Here is a 19,584-nt window from a genome sequence, read left to right on the forward strand (position 1 = left end):
ATAACTGCGCGAACCACGCCCAAGTGGGGGGATGAACCGCAAGTCCAACGTTGATCTGATCGGAGCCGTCGCGCTGACGGCCTTTGCGCTGAATTTCGGCCTGAACCAGGTTGTGGTGAAGGTGTCGAACGGTGGATTTCAACCCGTGTTCATGGCCGCACTTCGGTCCATTGGTGGCGCAGTTATCCTGCTTGCGTGGATGCGTCTGCGGGGGATTTCATGGCACTTGCCGGGTGCCAGCCGGTCCGGCGGGATCATTGCCGGTTTACTCTTTGCGGCAGAGTTCATTCTGCTGTTCAACGCGCTTGATCTGACCACCGTGGCGCGTGCGTCCATCCTGTTTTATTCGATGCCGATTTGGTTGGCCTTGGCCGCCCACTTTGTGTTGCCGGGTGAACGACTGTCGGGGGCGCGACTGATCGGTCTGGCGCTGGCGATGTCAGGTGTGGTCCTCGCCGTCGCGGACCGCTCTGGTGCGGAGGGGCACCTGATGGGGGACGTGCTGTCGCTGTTGGCGGCGATGTGCTGGGCTGGCATTGCCTTGTGTGTGCGCATCACGCCGTTGAGCGACGTACCAGCCGAACAGCAATTGCTGTGGCAACTGGTGATTTCTGTCCCGGTCTTGTTGGCGGCAAGTCTGCTTTTCGGACCGCTGATACGCGATTTGCAGCCCGTTCATCTGGCCGGTCTGGCCTATCAGATCCTTGCCATCGCCAGTTTCGGTTTCTTGGCCTGGTTCTGGTTGATGAAAATCTATCCAGCGTCCGGTGTCGCTTCGTTCAGCTTTCTGTCGCCGGTCTTTGCGGTGTTGCTGGGGTGGCTGATCCTGGGCGAAGAGATCGGTCTGAGCACGTGGAGTGCTCTGACGTTCGTCGCAATCGGCTTGATTCTTATCAACCGCCGTTAGGTACCGCAGAATGTTGCCGGAACGATCTCTTGCTCCGTCGGTGGACGGCGTAGATCGTTGAACTGCGCGTCCCGATCAAACGGACGTGACAGTGCCTGCATTAGCCGCTCGAATGGCCCCATGTCGCCATCAACAGCCGCTGTGATCATCGCCTCAATCTGGTGATTGCGCGGGACGATCTGCGGATTTGCGCGGGCCATGATGTCCGAGGCATCAACACCGATCCGCTCTCTCCGTCGGACGTCCCAAGCGTCAAACGCATCACGTTGCTGGAAGTGGTCCCGCGCCTTGTCTGACCCAAGGTCGGCGAATGTGTTGGTGAAATCGGCGCCATCGGCCTGCATCAAAGTCAGCAGGTCTTCGATCAGGCCGGTGTCGTCAGTGCCTGCATCGAGCAGTCCAATTTTGGCACCAAATCGTCGCAGCCAAGCGGCCTGAATTTGATCAGGCATCGCATGTACAATCTCCGTCGCTTGCGCAACGGCGGCTTCCTTGTCGTCAAAGAGTTGGATCAACGCGGTTGCCAGTTGTGCCATGTTCCAAACAGCAATCCGGGGTTGGTTGCCGTAGGCATAGCGCCCCATCTGGTCGATGGACGAAAACACGCGGCCCTCATGGTAGGCGTCCATGAATGCGCATGGACCATAGTCGATTGTCTCGCCCGAAATGGTGCAATTGTCGGTGTTCATCACGCCATGGATAAAGCCGACCGACATCCATGCCGCCACCAGATCGGCCTGCGCCACACAGACCGCCGACAGCAAACCCAGCGGCCCGTCTGTCTCGGGATAGTGTCGTGCGATGGCGTAGTCTGTGAGCGTGCGCAACGCGTCAATCTCGCCACGGTGGGCAAAGATCTGGAATGTGCCAACGCGCAAATGGCTGGCGGCGACGCGGGTCAGAACCGCGCCGGGCAGGGGGCCTTGTTCACGCACCACAGCTTGCCCGGTTTTGACGGCTGCCAATGCGCGTGTGGTTGGAATGCCCAGGGCGTGCATGGCTTCGCTAATCACGTATTCGCGCAACACCGGACCCAACCACGCGCGCCCATCGCCCATCCGGGAATAGGGTGTCGGCCCCGACCCTTTGAGTTGGATGTCACGGCGCGATCCGGAGTGGTCCAACACTTCGCCCAACAAGATCGCACGTCCGTCGCCCAGCTGTGGATTGTAGTTGCCGAACTGGTGCCCCGAATAGAGCTGTGCCAATGGCTCTGCGCCGTCAGGCACAAGGTTGCCGCCAAACACATCGGCGTCGGGATCCGTCACACCCAAGCTGTCGGCCAAGGCGTCGTTCCAGGCCAGCATCTCAGGTGCTTCAACCGGCGTGGGCGCAATCCTGGTGTAGAAATCCGCAGGTAAGGCAGCAAAGCTATTGTCGAAAGGTATTGTCATAGACGTGACATATGTACCGCGTGCCTGAATGGCTAGAAGTGTCTTGTCATCAGGTGATAGCCGTCACGCATCCGAAACCCGGCGCGCGTGTAGATACGCTGTGCGCCCGCATCGTTTGCATCGACCTCAAGATGCAGCGCCATCAACCCGGCACCGGCAAGGGCGCGGGGCAGGGTCAACATCACTTCCGACGCGATACCACGGCCACGCACACCAGGCCGCACAAACAGTTCGTCAATGAACCCGTCCATGCCGCCAAATTCGACTGACCAGCCAAAGGTCACCACGATGTAGCCGATGGGCGCACGCGGTGGGCCAATCAGATAGGCCGCGCCGTGCGGAATACCGTCGAGCAAGGGCAGAATGGCCTGCGCCCGCAATTCGTCCGTCTGTTCAATGCCAGCTTCGGCATGAAACGCAGCAACCAGCGGCAGCAGTTTTTCTGCGTGCTCGGATGTCGCCAATGTCAGCGCAGCACTCACAATCGTGCCAGACGTTCGGTCAAAAGCGCAAAGAACCCGTCCGCATCCAGATCACCGATGAACGTCGCGTTGGGTGGGCGATCCGTGACCCGCCACCAGTCGGCGACGGTCATGCCGCGGGTGAGGGGCGATTGGGTTTCGATTTCAACGTTGATGTGGCGACCGGTAAACAGGTCTGGATCAATTAGGTAAGCCGTCACACAGGGGTCATGCAGAGGAGCACCCTCGGAACCATATTTCTCTTTGTCAAACCGTTCGAAAAAGTCGGTCATCTGAGCGACGGCAATCCCGGTGGGTGTCCCAAGAGCGCGAAACGCATCGTTACGGGGCTTGGTCACAAGTGCCTTATGTGTGACATCCAACGGCATGACGACGATATCGATCCCGGATTTGAACACAATATCAGCGGCTTCTGGGTCAACGTAGATGTTGAATTCAGCGGCGGGCGTGATGTTGCCAACCTCAAAATACGCGCCACCCATCAGGACAATCTGCTGGACCCGTTCTGCGATGTCCGGTGCCCGTTGCAGCGCCGTCGCGATATTGGTCAACGGTCCCAATGGGCACAACGTGATTGTCCCAGATGCCTCGCTGCGCAAGGTGTCGATGATATAGTCAACGGCATGCTCGTCCCGGAGCGGCATTGTCGGGTCCGGCAGGTCCGGTCCATCCAGTCCCGTCTTGCCATGCACATGTTCTGCCGTCACCAAATCGCGACCAATAGGGCGGTCACATCCAGCGTAAACGGGAACATCAACCTTGTTCGCCAACTCGCAGATAACACGTGCATTTTTCGCAGTCAGGTCCAATGGAACATTGCCCGCAACAGCAGTCAGGGCCAGCACGTCCAGCTCTTCGGGGCTGGCCAATGCCAGTAGAATGGCGACCGCGTCATCTTGGCCTGGATCTGTGTCGATGATGATTTTGCGCGCTGCCATAGAGCCTCCGGTACGTTCGCGCGCACCGTGGCGGCTTTGGCACCCCTTGTCCAGAACCTGAGGTGGGCTTTGCGCAAATCCTTGCGTGCGGCAAATGGGCTGGCATAAGGGCGTCCATGACCTCGCAACCGATCTTTATCCACGCAGGTGCGCACCGTACCGGCACCTCGTCCTTTCAGATGTGCTTGCACGAAAACCGCACCGCGCTGGAGGCTTCTGGACTGTCTGTGGCCTATCCGGGGCGCGACGGTATCCCGTCCGGCGATTTGGCGTTGCGCTTGCCCGGCACCATCGGGGCCGAGCCGGATGGGTTTGTGGACCGCGCAGCCCGAACATTGGCAGATCATGGGCGTGACCGTCCGCTGATCCTGTCCGAAGAGAACATCCCCGGCCGCATGTTCCATTTCATGCGCGGACAGTTTTACCCCATGGCCGCGCCGCGGTGCGAGGTGCTCCGCAAGGCATGGCCTGGACAAATTGCCCATGTGGTTTTGGTCGTACGGCCCTATGACGCCCTTTATGTCTCGGGGTTCCGAAAACGGGCAGAGGATAACGCGGTCCCGAGTTTTGATGAATTGCGCGCGACTTATATGGCGATGGATCGGGGTTGGCCCGCGATTGTCGAAGTTTTGCGCGACGTTCTGCGGCCTGACTTGCTGACCGTCGTGCCTTATGCGCAGCGCGGTACCAGCGTTGATCTGCTCCAACGTCTTGTACCAGGGATTCCCGGTGCGGCCCTGAAAGAGCCGAAGCGGGTGGTCAACCTCAGTGCAACGGATGCGGCGCTGGAGGTATTGCAGGACGCATATAGAAGTGGTGAGAAACTGCCGCGCGCGCAGTGGAAAAAGGTGATTGGTCAACACGCCCAAGATCGGACGTCGCGTGGTTTTGCAGAGTTCAGTGTCGAAGAAAAAAACGAATTGTCAGAGCGTTACGCGTCAGATCTCAAGCAGATTGAGTGGATGGACGGCGTCAGCTTTGGCTAGCTTTTTCGGCCATTTTCGCCGCATCCCACAACGCATCCATTTCGGCCAAAGTGCTGTCTTCGGGTCTCTTGCCTTGCGTCGCCAGTGACGCCTCAATAGCGCCAAACCGCCGCGTGAACTTGGCATTTGTCCGTCGCAGGGCCTCTTCGGGATCAATATCCAGATGCCGGGCGAGGTTTGCGACAACGAACAACAGGTCGCCCATCTCGTCCACCATGGCGTCATGGCTCAGGTGATCCCGGGCTTCGACCAATTCGGCGGCTTCTTCCTGGATTTTGTCGATCACCTGACCTGTATCCGGCCAGTCAAACCCAACCCGCGCGGCACGCTTTTGCAATTTGACCGCGCGCAACAGTGCAGGCAGGTTCAGCGCTACACCTTCCAGCGTGCCACCCTGGGCCTTTTTGGCGCGCTCGGTTGCCTTGATCGCCTCCCAGTCGCGCGTTTGTTGTTCTGCGGACTTGTCGCGGCTTTCATCCCCGAACACGTGCGGGTGGCGCGCAACCATCTTGTCCGAGATATTTGTCACCACCGATTGAAATGAAAAATGCCCGGCCTCTTCACCTATCGCGGTGTGATAGACGGATTGCAGCAGGAGATCACCCAGCTCCCCTTCCAATTCGGGCCAGTCCCGGCGCTCAATCGCGTCTGCAACCTCGTAAGCCTCTTCGATAGTGTAGGGTGCGATGGTCTCAAAAGTTTGCTCAATATCCCATGGGCAGCCCGTTTGCGGGTCGCGCAGGCGGCGCATGATTTCGAGCAGACGTTCGATGCCTGCGCTTTGATCGTGGATCAGAGAGTCGTCGCCCATTGCAGCCCCGCGCGGTTTGAGGTTTGGTGACATGTGACGCATCCCAACATCAGGAGTCCAGCCATGGCGATCATCAACCGTATCGGAGATTTGGCACCGGACATGGCCGCGTGGCGGCAGCATCTGCATTCGATCCCCGAGCTGTCATTCGACTGCCCCAAGACGTCCGCCTTTATCAAGGAACGGCTGCAAGAGATCGGCGTTGACGAGGTGCATGACGGTATCGCGCAGACCGGCATTGTTGCGATCATCAACGGTCAGGGCGATGGGCCGACCATCGGTTTGCGCGCAGATTTTGATGCCCTGCCAATCACCGAGGAAACCGGCGTCGATTATGCGTCGACCCATCCGGGCCAGATGCACGCCTGTGGCCACGACGGACATACGGCGATGTTGCTGGGCGCGGCCAAGTACCTGAACGAGACGCGCAATTTCTCGGGTCGTGTGGCACTGATCTTTCAGCCTGCCGAAGAGGCAGGGGGCGGCGGAGAAATCATGGTGCAAGAGGGCATCATGGACCGATTCGACATCGGTGAGGTCTATGCCATCCACAATGCGCCCGGAAAGGACTTTGGCAAGTTCCACACCCGCGGTGGTCCAATCATGGCAGCCGCCGATACGTTCCACATTCACGTCACGGGCAAGGGCGGGCATGCCGCGCGCCCGCATGACACCGTTGACCCGGTTGTGGCGGCCTGTGCCATTGTGACAGCCCTGCAAACTGTCGTCAGCCGCAACCACAAGCCGCTTGAGCAATTGGTGATCTCAACAACCCAGATCCATACCGGCACAACCGACAACGTCATTCCCGAAGAGGCTTATATCAACGGGACCGTCCGCACCTTTAGCAAAGAGGTGCAGGCGATGGTTGTGTCACGGATGGAGCAGATCGTGGCAGGGACTGCAGCCGCTTATGGCTGCATTGCCAAGCTGGACTTCGAGTTCGGATATCCGCCGACCGTCAATGACGCGGCCAAAGCCGGATTTGCCGCTCAAGTTGCAGCCGAAGTTGCCGGTGCGGCGGGGGTCGAGCAGAATGTGGAACCCGTCATGGGTGCCGAGGACTTCTCTTACATGCTCGAAGCACGACCCGGTGCCTATCTGATGTTGGGGCAGGGCGAGGGCGCAGGCGTGCACCACCCGAAATACAACTTCAACGACGAAATTGCGCCGATAGGGGCCTCGTTTTTCGCGCGTTTGGTCGAAACGGCGCAGCCGGTGACCTAGCTAGCGCGCGGTTCCTTCAACAGCAGTAAACAGAAAACAGGTGCCGCACGATGGCGTTGGAAGATGCAAAAAACCAGATGGATCACGCGTTTACCCGTGATGATCCGCGCGGTCCGTCCTTTGAGTTGACGTTTGCGGGGGCCACGTCGTTCCTGCGCCGTCGCTACAGCAAGGAATTGTCAGGTGTGGACATTGCGGTGACGGGGATACCGTTTGATCAGGCTGTCACCAACCGGCCCGGTACGCGGTTGGGGCCCCGAGCGATCCGCGAAGCGTCGAGTTTGCAAGCCCCTGACGCCCCCTACGGTTGGCCGTTTGACGTGCTGAGCGAGCGTGTGATTGTTGACTACGGCGATGTCGCCTTTGACTATGCGGACATTCCCGCCTTTCCCGATACGGTGACGGCACATATTCGCGGCATCCTTGATGCGGGCGCGGCGAGCGTTGTGCTGGGCGGGGATCACTACATCTCATTCCCGATCCTCAAAGCCTACGCAGAGAAATTCGGCCCGTTGTCACTGGTGCAGATCGATGCGCATACGGACACCTGGGCCGACGATGATATGACCCGCGTCGATCATGGCACGATGTTCTACAAGGCGGTCAAATCCGGGATCGTCGATCCGGCCACGTCCGTGCAGATCGGCATACGCACAACAAATGAAGACACGCTGGGTGTGAACATTATCGACGCGCCAGAATTTCATCGGATTGGTCCCGAGGCCGTGGCGGCCCGCGTGCATGACATTGTGGGCAAGCGACCTTGCTATCTCAGCTTTGATATTGACGGTTTGGACCCGGCCTTTGCACCTGGCACGGGGACGCCGGTGTGGGGTGGGCTCAGTTCAGCGCAGGCGGCCGCGCTGTTGCGCGCACTGGCCGGGATCAACATCCGGGGCGGCGATATTGTCGAAGTGTCCCCGCCCTTTGACACGACAGGTGCTACGGCTATCGCTGGCGCGCATGTGGCGACCGAGATTTGCCAGTTGCTGGGATGGAGAATGCGCAGTGACGTCTAAGAACCAACCGATCAGCGGCAATGATTTGGCGCGGTTTTCCGGGCCGAACACATTCATGCGGCTGCCGTTTTCAAACGAGTTGCACAAACTTGACGTGGCGATCTTGGGTATTCCGATGGACATCGGTACGTCCTGGCGTTCCGGCACGCGGTTCGGGCCCAAACAGGTGCGTAGTGAAAGCGCGATGATCCGGCCCTATAACCTTCAGACTGGTGCCGCACCTTTTGACAGCCTGCAAATGGCGGATGTCGGTGATCTAGCCATCAATACCTTTTCGCTGTCCGACAGCCTGCGCATCATTCAAGAGAGCTATGATGCGATCCTTAACTACGACGCTGTCCCCGTCGCTATTGGTGGCGACCATTCCATCACGCTGCCGATCCTACGGGCCATGGCCAAACGGCACGGCCCGGTGGCCTTGGTCCATGTGGATGCACATGCCGACGTCAATGACGAGATGTTCGGAGAGCGCGAAACGCATGGCACCGTGTTCCGCCGCGCTCACGACGAGGGGCTGATCCAATCCGCCAAGACCTACCAGATCGGGCTACGTGGCACCGGGTACAGCGCCGAGGACTTTACCGAGGCTGCAAATTGGGGATTTCAACAATTTCTAGCGCCTGAGCTCTGGGGCCGGGACCTCAGCGGATTGGGCGCAGAGGTGCGGCGCGATATTGGCGACGCACCCGTCTATGTGACTTACGACATCGACAGTCTGGACCCAGCATACGCACCCGGCACCGGAACCCCCGAAATCGGCGGTCTGACGACCCCGCAAGCCTTGCAACTGATCCGGGCCTTGCGGGGTATCAACGTGGTCGGGTGCGATCTGGTCGAGGTGTCGCCGCCCTATGATACGTCTGGAAACACCGCACTGACGGCGGCAAACATCCTGTACGAGCTTTTGTGCATTTTGCCGGGCGTGACATATCGTTAGGCTGCACCGCTGCCGAAGCGGGCCGGAAAAATCAATGAGATGAGAATGAAAATGACTGCAGTGTTGCTGGTTCTCGCATGTGTCATTGGCGCATTGGCCTACGTGCGTTTGGCGCCGACGGATACCGCGCGTTGGCATGTGCCAGTGGACGCCACCACCGACAAGGACATGATCGGCGGAGCCGTGCGAGTTGTGCCGGGGGATGCCCAGATGCTTGTCCGCGCCGACGCGGTAATGCAAAACGTGCCGCGCACCACCAAGATCGCTGGCTCAGTCGAAACCGGTCGGGTGACCTATGTCACGCGCTCCAAATGGATTGGATTTCCCGATTTCACGACACTGGAACTGCGGGACGGTACGCTGCGCATGTTTGCGCGCCTGCGCTTTGGTCGATCAGATTTCGGCGTCAACCGCAAACGATTGCAGGGGTTGCTTGCCGCCATCAAAGAGTGATCCAAGCGACGCGCCCAGGCACCCTTCCCGAACCTCGCGCCACATGGGCGAATTCAGCGACATCTGGCATTGCGCCATAAACATCCGGCCATCCACCTGAAGGCATATGGTTTGGCCGAGTTCTATCCGGCTTCCGGCGCGGTCTGTGCAATAACACTCGACCGTTTTGCCGGACGGGGACGTGACATCGGCGATGACGGGGCTGGCCAACAGGCAGGAAAGCAAACAAGCGCGTATCATGCTGCGATCTTAGCACATCCGGCCCCTTGACCCTAGCCCCCGGTTGGATCACACCATCGTTATGATCCCCCAAGACCGACTTTTGCAGATCACCCAACGCTTTCAGTACCTTGAGGCCGCTATGGCCGATGGGTCCGGTGATATTGCGGCGCTGGCCAAGGAATACTCGGATCTCAAGCCGGTTGTGGACCAGATTGGGGCCTATATGCGTCTTGTGGACGATATGGCCGAAGCGCAATCCATGTTGGATGATCCGGATATGGCCGAACTCGCGCAAGAAGAGCTGCCGCGCCTCAAGGCGGCATTGCCTGAGGCCGAAGAGGCGCTTCAGCTTGCGTTGTTGCCCAAGGATGCGGCGGATGCCCGTCCTGCGATGCTCGAAATCCGGCCAGGTACAGGCGGGGACGAGGCGGCGCTTTTTGCCGGCGATCTGTTGCGGATGTATGCGCGCTATGCCGAAGCGCGAGGTTGGAAGCTCGACATTATCGAAGAGCAACCGACCGAACTGGGCGGGATCAAGGAAGTGGTGGCACATATCACCGGCGACAACGTCTTTGCCCGGATGAAATACGAGTCGGGCGTTCACCGTGTGCAACGCGTGCCGACCACAGAAAGCGGCGGTCGCATTCACACTTCTGCTGCGACCGTCGCTGTTTTGCCAGAGGCCGAAGAGGTGGATATCGATATCGCGGCACAGGACATTCGCATCGACACGATGCGGTCATCCGGCGCGGGTGGGCAGCACGTGAACACCACCGACAGTGCCGTGCGTATCACACACTTGCCCACCGGTATCGTCGTGACCAGCTCTGAAAAATCGCAGCACCGTAACCGGGACAAAGCCATGCAGGTGCTGCGCGCGCGGCTCTATGACCTGGAACGCAGCCGCGTGGACAGCGAACGCTCTGCCGACCGCGCGGCGCAGGTTGGCTCTGGCGACCGGTCCGAGCGTATTCGCACTTACAATTTCCCGCAGGGCCGTATGACGGATCACCGCATCAACCTGACGCTCTACAAGCTTGATCAAGTCATGCAGGGTGATCTGGATGAGGTCATTGACGCGCTGACGGCAGATGCACAGGCGCGCTTGATGGCCGAGATGGGCACATGACGGCCGCCGAAGCTCTGGTAGCAGCCACAGCGCGTCTGCGCGCGGCTGGTGTTCCTGATCCGGCACGGGATGCTCGCATTCTCTTGGCCCACGCGGCACAGGTGGACGCCGCACGCGTGACGTTGATCGCGCCCGAGGACATCGCGTCTGACATTGCTGACCGCTACGAGCATCTTGTGGCCCTGCGTGCCGTCAGAGTGCCCGTAAGCCACTTGATAGGTGAGCGTGGGTTCTACGGGCGGCGGTTCAAGGTCAGCGCAGATGTGCTTGATCCCCGGCCAGAGACAGAGACGTTGATTGAGGCGGCTCTTTCCGAAGATTTTGACCGTGTTCTGGACTTGGGCACAGGGTCGGGATGTGTGTTGGTTACGCTGCTGTCCGAACGGCCTATGGCCAGCGGTGTTGGCGTAGACCTGAGTGAAGCGGCCTGTTTGCAAGCCAGCGCGAACGCGGTCTTGAACCTTGTTGCGGACCGTGCACGCATTGTTCAGGGCGATTGGTTCGACCCTGTCGAAGACCGGTTTGACCTGATTGTGTCCAATCCCCCGTACCTGACCGCCTTCGAGATGGAGGATGTCGATCCCGAGTTGCGCGATCACGAGCCCCGTATGGCATTGACGGACGAAGGTGACGGCCTGTCGGCATACCGTGAAATTGCCGCGCAGGCGGGCGGATATCTGACCTCGCAGGGCCGCGTCATTTGCGAGATGGGTTGGACACAAGGCCCTGACATACGCGCCATTTTTGAGGCCGAAGGGTGGGGGGAGCTACGTGTTTTGCCCGATCTCGATGGGCGGGATCGGGTCCTTGTTGCGCGAAATCCCGCATAATGGGTTCAAAAATGCCGAAAATGCGCCATTCCCTCTTGTCGTAGGGCGGCTGCCATGCTTAGTCATGGCGTAGTCGTCGATGCTTGGGCCTGGCCCTGCACTGGCGGATATCCACAAGATCGCCGCGCTACTTTGAACAGGTGCTGAGACGCACCGCGGCAGATCACAAAAGACACGCCAAAGAGCGGAAAAGATATTCATGAAATCTTCGAGATCACGGTCCCGGTCCAAGAGCAGTCGCAATCGTAATTCCGGTGGGGGTGGCGGCAACGTCGTCAACCGGGTGTTTGACAGCTCGGGTCCAGAGGGCAAAGTGCGCGGCACGCCGCAGCAGATCATCGACAAGTACAACCAGTTGGCCCGCGACGCACAATTGTCGGGCGACCGGGTGGCCACTGAGAACTTTCAGCAGCACGCGGAACACTACCTGCGCATGCTGAGCGAAGCACAACGCGAGATCGACGCCCGCCGCGAAGAGCAGGAGCGTCAGAACCGCGAGCGTCAGGCCGAACGCGACCGCGAACGTGCACAACGCCAGGAGCAGGAAAGCAACCCGCCGGGCAATGCCGACCCCGCGAAGGCACCGCAGCCTGATGTGGTCGACAGCGAAGGCGACAGCGGATTGGTGGAAACACCAGAGTCGCAGCCGAAACCTAAATCGACCCGCAGCCGGTCGCGCAAGCCCAAAGCAGCGGCGCCTGCACCAGCGACTGACGCACCATCTGAACCTGCTCCAGACAACGGGTCTGCACCCGAAGCTGCCGAGTAAGGCAAATCCTTGTGCGGTTTGATTGGCGGCCAGGGGCTACGTCCTGGCCACCGCGCGCGCCAATGCACAGAACTCTTCGACAGACACTTGTTCGGCCCGTGTGGTCGGGGCAATCCCTGCTGTGTGCAGGCGATCCTCAATATCTGGTGTCAGCCCCTTCAGCGCGGCCCGCAGCATCTTGCGGCGTTGGTTGAACGCCTTTGCGACAACGCGTGACAACACCTCTGGATCAGCGTTGAAACGCGGCGCGGGCAGGGCGGTCAAATGAACCACGGCGCTTGATACTTTGGGCGGTGGCGTGAACGCCTCGGGCGGCAGCGACAGGGCAATCCGCGCCGTGCTGCGCCATTGTGCCAGAACAGCGAGGCGGCCATAGGCCTTTGACCCGGGCTGCGCGACAATCCGTTCGGCGACTTCGCGCTGAAACATCAGCGTGAGAGACTGCCAGAACGGCGGCCACGTGGGTGGGGTCAACCATCGCACCAGCAACTCGGTCCCGACGTTGTAGGGCAGGTTTGCGGCCACCCGAATGGGTGGTGTCAGGTGCACCAGCGGGTCAATCTCCAACGCGTCGCCTTCGACGACTTGCAACTGGCCGGGGTACCGCGCGGCGATGTCCGCGAGGGCGGGCAGGCATCGTGCGTCCTTTTCAATGGCGAGCACTTTGCGTGCCCCTTCCGACAAAAGGCCCCGCGTCAGCCCGCCGGGACCCGGCCCAATCTCCAACACATCTGTCCCGCTCAGATCACCGGCCTGACGCGCGATCTTGGCCGTGAGATTCAGATCGAGCAGGAAGTTCTGCCCAAGCGACTTGCGCGCGCTCAGCCCATGCGCAGCAATCACATCTCGCAGGGGCGGAAGGTCATCGATTGTGCTCATGCCGACTGTGCCATTGTATGTGCCATACGAATGGCTTCGATCATGCTGGTGGGGTTGGCGATGCCGCGCCCCGCGATGTCAAAGGCCGTGCCATGGTCAGGTGACGTACGAATGATCGGCAGGCCAAGTGTGACGTTCACACCCTTGTCGAAATCCAGCGTTTTGATCGGGATGAGGGCCTGATCGTGATACATGCAAACGGCGGCGTCGTACCGCGCGCGGGCGGCGGTATGAAACAGAGTGTCGGCGGGCCATGGGCCAGTCACATCCAAACCTTCGGCGGCCATCTCAGTGACCAGATCGTTGATCCAGTCCAACTCCTGCGTTCCCATTGCGCCGCCTTCTCCCGCATGGGGGTTCAGGCCCGCCACAGCGATGCGCGGGTTGGCGATGCCGAACTGGGTGCGCAGCCCTTGGGCCGTGATGCGCAATGTGTCCCGCAGCAACTCTGGTGTCAGGGCCGATGGCACATCCTGCAGTGCGATATGGATCGTCGTGGGGACAACGCGCAGCGCGTCAGATGCCAACATCATCACCGCGCGTGGTGCGTCGCACAGTGCCTCAAGGTATTCCGTATGACCGGGATAGGCAAAATGCGCCCCGTCTTTCAGGACCTTTTTGTGGATTGGCGCGGTGCAAAGGGCGCTCGCCTGTTCGGACCGCACAAGATCGACACCGCGCGCAATCACGTCAATCACACCCTGCGCGTTGTCCAATGTCGGCGTGCCTGGGGTGGCAGGTTCGGCGAAAGCATGGGGCAAGACAGGCAAGACATCCGGGCAAAGTGCAACGGCCTCGGTCGCCGCATCGACCACCTGATACGGCGTTTCAGGAGGCAAATGGCGTGGGTCGCCGATCCAGACCATGGGGACAGATCCGCGCAACGTAGCCCATGCTTGCGCCGCTACTTCCGGGCCGATACCCGCGGGTTCGCCACAAGAGATGGCGACAGGGCACGCGGTCATTCGAAGATGCGGACATTGGCTTCGGCGCGAAGCTGTTCCAGCAGGTTCTCGGAAAACGCACCAAGCCGTTGATTGCGCAACTGCGTTGCCACGGCGTCACGGTCGATTTCCTGGTCTTCGCCAAGTTCCGGCGTACGACCGCACAACATAAGCAGCACCAGAGTGTTCCCGTTGGCGCGTGTCAGCGCGGTCGATGTCTCGCCGGGGTCAAGTTTGGACAACTCGATGGCGATGTCATCGGGAATTTCGCTGGGCGGCAAGCTGCCGCGATCAAGGACGTTTTCAGGTTGGCCCTGCGCAACACCATAGAGATCGTCACACCGATCAATGCGTGCGGCAATGGCGCGTGCGCGCGCCAGAGTTTCCGGCGTACGGCCCCCTGCGAGATAGTAGGCGGCGTATTCGATTGCCGCGAACTCACGCGATGGGCTGTCGGTTTCGCGGATGTCGCGCAGCTGGAACAGGGCTACTGCATTGGGAATGGGCAGGGGTGCCGTGACCTCACCCGGCGCCAGCGACAGCAAGAGCGGGCGCAGTGTGGGTGGCAATTGCGATATCGGCGTCCAGTCAAGGCGACCGCCACGGCCACGCGAAGCGGTTGCAGAGAACCTTCTGGCGAAGCTGGAGAATTCCGCCTCGCTGGTGGATTGTGCAATCTCTTCGGCCTGTGCCAGCACTTGTTGTGCGCGCGGTGGTGGGGCGGGGATGATGATTTCGGACAACAGCACTTCGATGCCGCTGTTTGATTGCACGGATGAGATGGCGCGATCCACCTCTCGGTCCGAAATCTGGACCCTGCTGCCAAAGCGGGCGCGGATATAGTCGCGCCAGATCAGCGATGTCGCTACGAAATCGCGGAACGTCTCGCGCGCAACGCCCGCGCTTTCCAACCCTTGAACCAACTCTTCAGAACTCAGTTGCGCACGTGCTGCAAACTCGGTCAGGCCGTCTTGCAGGTCCTCGTCGGTGAGGGTGATGCCCACGCGCGCCGTCTCCGCGAGCCGAAGGCGGTCACGGATCAACTCGTCCAGCACCTCGCCACGTGACCCGCCACGCGCACCCAGGACTTGCAGAAAACGGATGCGCTGCTGCACCTCGAACTCTGTAATCAGGGCTTCGTCGACTTGGGCAACGGGGGCAAACAGGTTCTGCGCCTGGGCCATCGGCGCCCAGCACCCCAGTGCCATGATGCCTGCGGCAAGCGTTGTTGTCAGTCGTTGCATCGGTGTCTTGCTGCTCATCTCGCCTGCTTTCCGCATGATCGTGTTTCTACCCGTTCGCCTGTATGCGCCGAGAACCCGCGCAGGGACACTGTTACCCCCAGACTGGTGGAGGGCTCAATAGTTGTCGAGTCCGCGAAGCTGCGGTTGATTGACAGACCGACACGAACGCATTCGTTGGTATAGGTGATACCGGCACCCGCTGTGGCGGCGCGGCCTTCTTCGAGGTCATAGCGCCAATCGACATTGGCGGTCCAGAAGCGGTCAATTTTGTACGCGCCGTCAAAGGTGAATTCACCAATGGGCGACGGCAAGTCGATAGCCGGGTCCTCGGAAATCCAGATATAGCTGCCGCCGAGGTCAAGGCGGTCATTGCTCCAGTCGCCGCGCACCTCTGCTTTGGCCACGTCAAAGCTTTCGTTGAAGAGCGTGCGGCCAGACACGGCCAGACCGCCATCGAATTTCATTTGCCCCGCCAGCAGGAAATCAGAGGTTGTGCCGGACAGGCCGGTTGTGTCGCTGAAATCCGTCTGCGCCTCTTCGCGCAGGATCTGGCCGAGTGTCAGGCTGGCGGACCACCCGTTTGGATCAATCCGGGACCATGTCCCGCCAAGAGCCACGGCCCAACCACGCTCGCGTCGGTCCGTGGCGGGAAAGCGGGACAGGGCCAGCAGGTTGCCCTCATCAAACTCGACGCGCGTGCTTTCTTCGTTCGGGACGGCCAAACCGTCGCCGCCGACCCAGCCAAATTGTACAAAGGGTTCGATATGTTGCCGGACGCCTGACGCGCTCTGCCGCACCATGGGATAGCGCAGGGTGACCGCCGCCTTTGGCGCAATGCCACTGTCGCCGTCGTCAAAAATGCTGTCGTCCGATACCCGGATCACGTCGCCTGCCACACCCAATCGGGTCTGCACCTGGAGCCCGCCAAGTTGGAAGGAACGCAACCACTCCGCATCGACATTGAACCGCAAAACGTCGCGGCCATCGACAACGCCATCGCCATTGGCGTCAAAATCGAGCCGGGATGCGCGTTCATGCGCGTGTGCCGCCGCAGTCAGCCGTATCTCGCCCCCGACTGCCTTTGGGAAAAACCGACGCTCATAAAGCGCCTCAAGCACGTCTGACGGCAAAACGGCATCGTCTTCGTCGTCGCGCAAGGATTTGTAGTTGATGTAAGACAGGCGAATGAACTCGTCGCGCCGCGCGCGGCTGACCTGAATCTGGCTGTCCAGCCGGTCTTTGTTAAAATAGCCGTAGTCGTTGAGGTAAGCGTCGTCCGAAACTGCCTCTATGTCGAACTGTAGCACAAAGTCGCGGTTCAGGTTGAATTCACCCGCGCCAAACAGAAAGCCGCGAGAGTCGTTTGGTTGCAGCTCGTCATCCGACAGCGCGCCTTCGAAAATGATCCGTCCGCGTTTGAACGCCTGCCGATAGCGAAACTCCAAAGTGCGGGTGTTGTTGGCAATGTAGGGCGTGAGTGTCAGGTCCCGGTGATCGCCCAACTTGATAAAGTAGGGCAGGCGCAAGCCTGTGCCGAGACGCGAATTGGATTGCAGCTCAGGGATCAGAAAGCCTGTTGCGCGGTCCTGGCTGGGGTCTGGCAAGCGCAGACGGGGCAAATACAGGATCGGTGTGTTCCTGATGCGCAGTTGTGCGTGGTCGAAGTAAAGCTGCCGTTCTTCTTCGTCGTGAATGACCCGCTTTGCGCGGATTTGCCAAAGCGGTGGTCGCGGGTCATCGCCGCAAATGTGGCACGAGGTGACGGCTGTTTTGTACAGCTGGGTGTAGCGCCCGTTCACGCGGTTCATCTGGACGGATGCCAATTGCAATTGGTCGTTCAGCACGAGGCGTGCGCCGGTCAACAACCCGTTCTGCAGATCGTTACTCAACTCTGCCTGATTGGCCAGGATGCGTGTCCCCGCACCGTCGTCAATAACGATAGGACCAGTGATGGTCAGCGCGCCGGTATCGGGATTGTATTCGATGGATTGCGCGGTCAGCCGTGTCCCGTTCTGAAACGCCTCGACGTTGCCGCGTGCTATCAGCCTACGGTCGCGCGTGACTTGTATGTCATCGGCGACCAAAACGGCAGGCACGGCGCTTGTCTGTGCAGGTGCCATACCGGCCACCCAACCAAAGATGAGGATCAAAAGGGCGGCAAGTCCCGTTGGCCGCCAGCGTCTAGCCATCTTCGGTTCTCAACAGCAGACCAAGACCCAGAAGAATCGAGGCAATTGGCGCTGTCCATGCTGATAACATCAGGGGGATTTGGCCGTTCTCGCCCAGAATTTGCGCAAAACTACGGATGAAATACAATGCAAACCCCAACAGCACTGCGGCCAGCACAGCGGTGCCGGTCCCCCCAAATCGGGTATGGCGCATCGTGAAGGCTGCGGCAACCAGAACCATGCCAATCAGGAACAGTGGGCGAGCAAGCTGCGCCTGCATCCACACCCGGTGATGGCGGGCGGAAAAGCCTGCCTGTTCCAGTTGCGCGATGAAATCGGGCATATCCCAGATCGACACGCCGGATGGTGTGCCAAGGGTTTCTCGGATGCGGTCCAGGGTCAGCGTCGATGGCACCGCCAGGATATCGTGGGTGATGGCGTTCGCCTCTGGATTGAGACCCGCGGTCAATGGCCAAACCTTGGCTTTGCGCAGCGACCACGCACCGTTCTGTAGTGCGGCACTGGCGGCCTCGATCCGGCGGACCGGTCCGCCGCTGGGCGCATAGGCCACGAAACTGACATCATAGAGCACTGAGGCATCAGCATTTGAGCGCGCCGCGCGGATGACGGTCTGGCCTGCATCGCTGCCTTGACGCAGCCATAGGCCTTCTTCGGAGACGGACAGGGCCGATGCGCCTCCCGATCGGTAGGTTTCGGCCAGAGTTGCATATCGCTTGGACGTCGCCGCCACGATTGGGCCAAGCGTCGTCGTGGCGAGGATGCCCAGAACCAGTGCCACGCCCACGGGGGCGACCAAGGCGCGTATCGCCGACCGACCAGCGGCCCGTGTCACCACCAGTTCGGACGACCGCGCCAGTGAGATAAACAGGGTCACCGTGCCGAGGATCATGATCAGGGGCAGGATTTGATTGATAGTCTCCGGCACGTTCAACAGCGTCAGTCCCAGCCGTTGCGGGAAACCGACGCCAAAGTCGGCGAACTTGCGTGTCTGGTCGATCAGATCGACCAACACCACCAAAGTGCCCAGAACCGCCGCAATCGCGAGCAGTGCCACAGAAAACCGGCGCGCGAAATACATGTGCAGGATCATGTGGCCCCCCGCAATCGCCGCAATTGACCGCGCGCACCGGAGGCCGTCCAAAGCAGGCCCAGCACAATGATCCCGCCCAACGCGGACGGCAGGTAAAGGATGGGCCAGGCGTTTGCATTGGCCAAAACCGGGGCCGACAGGCTGCCACGCATCCCGTCGAGCGCGACCAGGACCAAGAACGCAATGACAACCTCACGCCAAACACCGAACCGCGAATACCCGCCCACCAACAGCGTGGCAAACCCGATCAACGCGGTGACAAAACAGAACGTCGCGCGCGCGAACCGGCTGTGCAACTCTTCTGCAACCGTGCCAGTGCTGCGCCCCACCGTCTCAGCGATACCTGCCCAATCCGTCAGCAACATATCGCTTGTCATATGCTGAAGCGCCGGGCCAACGCCGGCTTCTGACTTCACCAGCGTGGTGATGTCGAACGAGAAATCCTGAAACTTAGCCGTGGACAGGCGCGCGTCTGCCACGGTGAGCCGCTGTGCAAGACCGTCCACCATGATGAGCGACGTGCCATCACCGTTGCGCACGAGATAGGCCTCGGCGGCAGTGTAAATCATGCGTTCTTCGGGCGCGCGTCTGTCGGCGAGGAATACGTCCTTTAGAACCCCGTCTTCGCCAATGGCACGGGTGTAGAATGTCACGCCGCGCGCCGGGCTCAGGAATTCGCCCTCGGTGAGCAGTCGCGAGGTAATGTTGCTGGAAATCTCAACTTCGCGTTCGTTCAACTGTTCCGTTGCCGCCGGGACGAGGACATGACTCAGCACTGACACCATTAACGCCGAAATAAGCCCAAAAATGGCAACTGGCCGGGCCAGACGCCAAGGTGACGTGCCCGTGGACATCATCACCGTCAGTTCACTTTCGTTGTTCAGACGGTTCGTGACGTAAATCGCGGCCGCAAATGTTGCGATGGGCAGAACCGTCACAATCAGTCGGGGCAGGCCCAATGCGGAAAATTCGAGGAACACCAATGCCGTCTGTCCGTCGCCGATCAGCCGGTCAAACAGTTGCACCGCCCGGTTGATCCAAAAGACAGACACCAGCACAAGGGCGAAAAAGCCAAACAACCAAAGCAGTTGCGACAGCATATAGCGGTCTATCTTGACCACGTGGCCCCCCGAG

The 19,584-nt window shown here is 60.1% G+C and carries 20 protein-coding genes; 9 read left to right on the top strand and 11 right to left on the bottom strand.

Annotated elements, in window-relative coordinates; translation table 11 throughout:
* Positions 1-31: 31 nt before the first annotated feature.
* Positions 32-907, top strand: a complete 876-nt coding sequence (locus tag Q0936_RS17825; RefSeq protein ID WP_299297709.1) for a DMT family transporter — start codon at positions 32-34, stop codon at positions 905-907.
* Here the strand turns inward: Q0936_RS17825 and Q0936_RS17830 are convergent.
* From Q0936_RS17830 to Q0936_RS17840, 3 genes are read right to left on the bottom strand one after another with little or no spacing between them, the layout of a single operon-like run.
* Positions 904-2,301, bottom strand: a complete 1,398-nt coding sequence (locus Q0936_RS17830) for a protein adenylyltransferase SelO (protein WP_299297710.1) — start codon at positions 2,299-2,301, stop codon at positions 904-906. The two genes, Q0936_RS17825 and Q0936_RS17830, sit on opposite strands and share 4 nt — an antisense overlap.
* 32 nt (positions 2,302-2,333) lie before the next feature.
* A complete protein-coding gene (locus tag Q0936_RS17835; protein ID WP_299297711.1) occupies positions 2,334-2,783 on the bottom strand; it encodes a GNAT family N-acetyltransferase in 450 nt (149 codons plus the stop codon).
* On the bottom strand, positions 2,780-3,721 hold the full coding sequence (locus Q0936_RS17840; RefSeq protein ID WP_299297712.1) for a nucleoside hydrolase: 942 nt from the start codon (positions 3,719-3,721) through the stop codon (positions 2,780-2,782). The genes Q0936_RS17835 and Q0936_RS17840 overlap by 4 nt, the downstream gene beginning before the upstream one ends.
* Before the next feature lie 116 nt (positions 3,722-3,837).
* On the opposite strand from Q0936_RS17840, the gene Q0936_RS17845 reads away from it, so the two are divergent.
* Positions 3,838-4,707: a hypothetical protein gene (locus Q0936_RS17845; RefSeq protein ID WP_299297713.1), complete on the top strand. Its 870-nt coding sequence runs from the start codon at positions 3,838-3,840 to the stop codon at positions 4,705-4,707.
* Here the strand turns inward: Q0936_RS17845 and mazG are convergent.
* Complete coding sequence (mazG, locus tag Q0936_RS17850; protein WP_299297714.1) at positions 4,694-5,518, bottom strand: nucleoside triphosphate pyrophosphohydrolase; 825 nt, start codon at positions 5,516-5,518, stop codon at positions 4,694-4,696. The two genes, Q0936_RS17845 and mazG, sit on opposite strands and share 14 nt — an antisense overlap.
* Before the next feature lie 63 nt (positions 5,519-5,581).
* Here mazG and Q0936_RS17855 point away from each other — a divergent pair, with 63 nt between their 5' ends.
* Genes Q0936_RS17855 through Q0936_RS17870 form a run of 4 tightly spaced genes read left to right on the top strand, consistent with a single transcriptional unit; the run spans position 5,582 to position 9,154 of the window.
* Positions 5,582-6,745, top strand: a complete 1,164-nt coding sequence (locus Q0936_RS17855; protein WP_299297715.1) for a M20 aminoacylase family protein — start codon at positions 5,582-5,584, stop codon at positions 6,743-6,745.
* Positions 6,746-6,795: 50 nt separating this feature from the next.
* Entirely contained in the window at positions 6,796-7,764 is a 969-nt protein-coding gene (gene speB, locus Q0936_RS17860) for an agmatinase (RefSeq protein ID WP_299297716.1), read from the top strand.
* The gene (gene speB / locus Q0936_RS17865) at positions 7,754-8,701 is read left to right on the top strand and encodes an agmatinase (RefSeq protein WP_299297717.1); all 948 of its coding nucleotides are present in this window, start codon (positions 7,754-7,756) and stop codon (positions 8,699-8,701) included. The genes speB (Q0936_RS17860) and speB (Q0936_RS17865) overlap by 11 nt, the downstream gene beginning before the upstream one ends.
* 45 nt (positions 8,702-8,746) lie before the next feature.
* The gene (locus Q0936_RS17870; RefSeq protein WP_299297718.1) at positions 8,747-9,154 is read left to right on the top strand and encodes a DUF1499 domain-containing protein; all 408 of its coding nucleotides are present in this window, start codon (positions 8,747-8,749) and stop codon (positions 9,152-9,154) included.
* Here the strand turns inward: Q0936_RS17870 and Q0936_RS17875 are convergent.
* Positions 9,095-9,394 (bottom strand): hypothetical protein, encoded by a 300-nt coding sequence (locus tag Q0936_RS17875; protein WP_299297719.1) that lies wholly within the window; start codon positions 9,392-9,394, stop codon positions 9,095-9,097. The genes Q0936_RS17870 and Q0936_RS17875 overlap by 60 nt on opposite strands.
* A gap of 61 nt (positions 9,395-9,455) precedes the next feature.
* On the opposite strand from Q0936_RS17875, the gene prfA reads away from it, so the two are divergent.
* The 3 genes from prfA to Q0936_RS17890 all read left to right on the top strand — a co-directional run bounded on the left by prfA (position 9,456) and on the right by Q0936_RS17890 (position 12,104).
* Complete coding sequence (prfA, locus tag Q0936_RS17880) at positions 9,456-10,505, top strand: peptide chain release factor 1 (RefSeq protein ID WP_299297720.1); 1,050 nt, start codon at positions 9,456-9,458, stop codon at positions 10,503-10,505.
* Positions 10,502-11,335: a peptide chain release factor N(5)-glutamine methyltransferase gene (gene prmC, locus Q0936_RS17885; RefSeq protein ID WP_299145821.1), complete on the top strand. Its 834-nt coding sequence runs from the start codon at positions 10,502-10,504 to the stop codon at positions 11,333-11,335. The genes prfA and prmC overlap by 4 nt, the downstream gene beginning before the upstream one ends.
* A gap of 199 nt (positions 11,336-11,534) precedes the next feature.
* Positions 11,535-12,104: a DUF4167 domain-containing protein gene (locus Q0936_RS17890; RefSeq protein ID WP_299297721.1), complete on the top strand. Its 570-nt coding sequence runs from the start codon at positions 11,535-11,537 to the stop codon at positions 12,102-12,104.
* A 36-nt stretch (positions 12,105-12,140) separates the two neighbouring features.
* Here the strand turns inward: Q0936_RS17890 and rsmA are convergent, their stop codons facing one another.
* The 6 genes from rsmA to lptF are packed head-to-tail and all read right to left on the bottom strand — an operon-like array spanning position 12,141 to position 19,571.
* Positions 12,141-12,983, bottom strand: a complete 843-nt coding sequence (rsmA, locus tag Q0936_RS17895; protein WP_299297722.1) for a 16S rRNA (adenine(1518)-N(6)/adenine(1519)-N(6))-dimethyltransferase RsmA — start codon at positions 12,981-12,983, stop codon at positions 12,141-12,143.
* Positions 12,980-13,948: a 4-hydroxythreonine-4-phosphate dehydrogenase PdxA gene (gene pdxA / locus Q0936_RS17900; RefSeq protein ID WP_299297723.1), complete on the bottom strand. Its 969-nt coding sequence runs from the start codon at positions 13,946-13,948 to the stop codon at positions 12,980-12,982. The genes rsmA and pdxA overlap by 4 nt, the downstream gene beginning before the upstream one ends.
* Positions 13,945-15,189 (bottom strand): peptidylprolyl isomerase, encoded by a 1,245-nt coding sequence (locus Q0936_RS17905; RefSeq protein ID WP_299145830.1) that lies wholly within the window; start codon positions 15,187-15,189, stop codon positions 13,945-13,947. Before Q0936_RS17905 ends, pdxA begins: the two co-directional genes overlap by 4 nt.
* A complete protein-coding gene (lptD, locus tag Q0936_RS17910) occupies positions 15,186-17,360 on the bottom strand; it encodes an LPS assembly protein LptD (protein WP_299378319.1) in 2,175 nt (724 codons plus the stop codon). The genes Q0936_RS17905 and lptD overlap by 4 nt, the downstream gene beginning before the upstream one ends.
* On the bottom strand, positions 17,353-18,450 hold the full coding sequence (gene lptG / locus Q0936_RS17915) for an LPS export ABC transporter permease LptG (RefSeq protein WP_299145834.1): 1,098 nt from the start codon (positions 18,448-18,450) through the stop codon (positions 17,353-17,355). The genes lptD and lptG overlap by 8 nt, the downstream gene beginning before the upstream one ends.
* Positions 18,447-19,571, bottom strand: coding sequence for an LPS export ABC transporter permease LptF (lptF, locus tag Q0936_RS17920; RefSeq protein ID WP_299145836.1), 1,125 nt, complete (start codon positions 19,569-19,571; stop codon positions 18,447-18,449). Before lptF ends, lptG begins: the two co-directional genes overlap by 4 nt.
* Positions 19,572-19,584 lie beyond the last annotated feature (13 nt).

The sequence above is a fragment of the uncultured Tateyamaria sp. genome (assembly GCF_947488715.1).
Lineage (GTDB): Bacteria > Pseudomonadota > Alphaproteobacteria > Rhodobacterales > Rhodobacteraceae > Tateyamaria.